This window comes from Stenotrophomonas sp. P5_B8, assembly GCF_054049855.1.
The window spans coordinates 1-2,180 of the sequence record NZ_JBFULO010000539.1 but is presented as its reverse complement, the minus strand read 5'-3'; the positions used below and the strand labels follow the sequence as shown (position 1 = coordinate 2,180).

At 67.5% G+C, this 2,180-nt stretch carries 3 protein-coding genes and 1 pseudogene; all 4 read right to left on the bottom strand.

All coding sequences use genetic code 11. The features are described from left to right. A partial coding sequence (gene ruvC / locus ACXJKH_RS19090) for a crossover junction endodeoxyribonuclease RuvC (RefSeq protein WP_457321731.1) occupies nucleotides 1-367 on the bottom strand: 367 nt, incomplete at its 3' end. 129 nt (nucleotides 368-496) lie between these two features. Further along, nucleotides 497-1,228 (bottom strand): YebC/PmpR family DNA-binding transcriptional regulator, encoded by a 732-nt coding sequence (locus ACXJKH_RS19085; protein WP_256775477.1) that lies wholly within the window; start codon nucleotides 1,226-1,228, stop codon nucleotides 497-499. Nucleotides 1,229-1,322: 94 nt separating this feature from the next. Then, complete coding sequence (locus ACXJKH_RS19080; protein ID WP_256775478.1) at nucleotides 1,323-1,955, bottom strand: esterase/lipase family protein; 633 nt, start codon at nucleotides 1,953-1,955, stop codon at nucleotides 1,323-1,325. 126 nt (nucleotides 1,956-2,081) lie between these two features. Further along, nucleotides 2,082-2,180 (bottom strand): annotated as a pseudogene (locus ACXJKH_RS19075) (GNAT family N-acetyltransferase); the annotation flags it as partial.

Below are 2,180 nucleotides of genomic sequence, written 5' to 3'. Positions count from 1 at the left end.
GTTGCTTTTCCGCACCGCCCCGGCCGACCACGGCCAGCTTGATTTCGGTGGCCGCATACTCGCTGACCGGCAGGTCGCGCATGACCACGGCGGAAATCGCCGCGCCGCGCGCCTGTCCCAGCTTCAACGCCGAGTCCGGGTTGCGGGCCATGAACACCTTTTCGATGGCGACCTCGTCCGGGCGGTATTCCTCCACCAGGGCGGTCAGCCCCACCACCAGCAGCTTCATCCGCTGGGGGAAGTCGTCCGCGCCCAGCAGCACCAGCGGCAGGTGGTGCACATGCACGACCTTGCCGGCGGCGTCCACATCAATGATGCCCACCCCGGTACGTTGCGAACCGGGGTCGATGCCGAGGATGCGGGTCATGCGGCACGCACACGGCCGCCCGCGGCCCGGAACGGACAGCTGCGGCGGCGATAACAGGGAACGGCGAAAGTCATCATGGTCCGCATTGTCCGCTCACCGGTCGCGCAAAGCGACCGGTGACGCGCACGCTCAGGCGTAGGCGTCCGCGCCGAGATCGGCGTTGGAGAATACGTCCTGCACGTCGTCCAGGTCTTCGAGCATGTCCAGCAGCTTCTTGACCTGCAGGGCGGTGTCGCCCTCGACCGCGATGTCGTTGTCGGCACGGAAGGTGAGCTCGGCGTGGTCGGGCTTCAGACCACCGGCTTCCATCGCATCCTTCACGGCGTGATAGGCGTCGGCGGCGGTCAGCACGTCGATCGCCCCGTCTTCGGGGTAGACCACGATGTCATCCGCGCCGGCCTCGATGGCCGCCTCGGTGACGGCCTCTTCATTGGCGCCGGCGGCGAAATGCAGCACGCCCACCCGCTTGAACATGAAGGAGACCGAGCCTTCGGTACCCATGTTGCCGCCGCACTTGCTGAACGCATGGCGGACATCGGCCACGGTGCGGACACGGTTGTCGGTCAGGCAGTCCACGATCACGGCCACGCCACCGGGGGCATAGCCCTCGTAGCGGATCTCTTCGTATTCCACGCCTTCCAGTTCACCGGTGGCTTTCTTGATGGCCCGTTCGATCACGTCCTTGGACATGTTCGAGGCCAAGCCCTTGTCCATCGCCACGCGCAGCCGCGGGTTGTTGTTGGGGTCGCCTCCACCGCCGCGCGCGGCAACGCCGATCTCGCGGATGATCTTGGTGAAAATCTTGCCGCGCTTCGCGTCAGACGCGTTTTTGCGGTTCTCGATCGAGGGGCCTCTACCCATGGGTATTTCCGTGCTTGCGTGAGGAACAGGGCGCGGATTCTACCTGATCGCCCCCCGCGACCGTGTTAGTCGCGGTCCCGACCGCCGCCAGGGCTCAGGCGGCGTGGGCGGCGCGGTCGGGGCAGAAGTGGCCATCGCGCAGGAACGCGGCGGTCTGGCGCGCCGCCTCCGGGGAAAACACCAGCCCGCTGTGGCTGGCCGGGACCACGCAGTGATCGGCCAGGCCGGGCAGTTGGGTCTCATCCAGGGCTACGGTGCCGTCGGACGCCTCGCCGATCGCGCCCAGCAGGCTGCCCAGCCCGTGCGGGACCGAACCTGCGATCAGGCCGACACGGGCCCTGCCCTCCCAGGCCGGTAGGCCATCGAGCAGCAACTCGCTGCTGCGGCCCAGCGCCAGCGACCAGCCGTGCTCGGCCAGCGAGCGAGCGGTGCCGCTGCCGCGCAGGGGCGAGCCCAGGCAGACCACGCGGGAAACCGGCAGGTCCGGTTGCTGGCGCAGCGCTTCCAGCGCAACCAGGCCGCCCAGGCTATGCCCGACCAGCGAGACCGGACCGCTGTTCCTCAGCCGCTCCAACAACTGTGGAACGGCCACATCTGGGCCGCCGAACACACTGGAGTAGCCGAAGGTATCCACGGAGAAGCCGCGGGCACGCAGCCGCCAGGCCAGCGGGCCTACCCAGGCGCGCGCATTCCAGATGCCGTGCAGCAGTAAAACAGGGGGATTCATGCACTCAGCCTAGCCGTTCCGGCGTGGGACCTGCGGGAGGAAACAAGACCATTAGACGAATGGACCGCGCAACGGCGGGTGAAGCCGTTGCGCCCCATGCGGATCGAGGCAGGAAAGTGATGAATCTCAGCGCGCCGGGGTCGGGCTACGCTTCAGGATGAATTCCAGGTCGCGCACGCTGCCGACCGGGAACTCATAGGTGCCGACCTTGCTGAACCCGTAGCG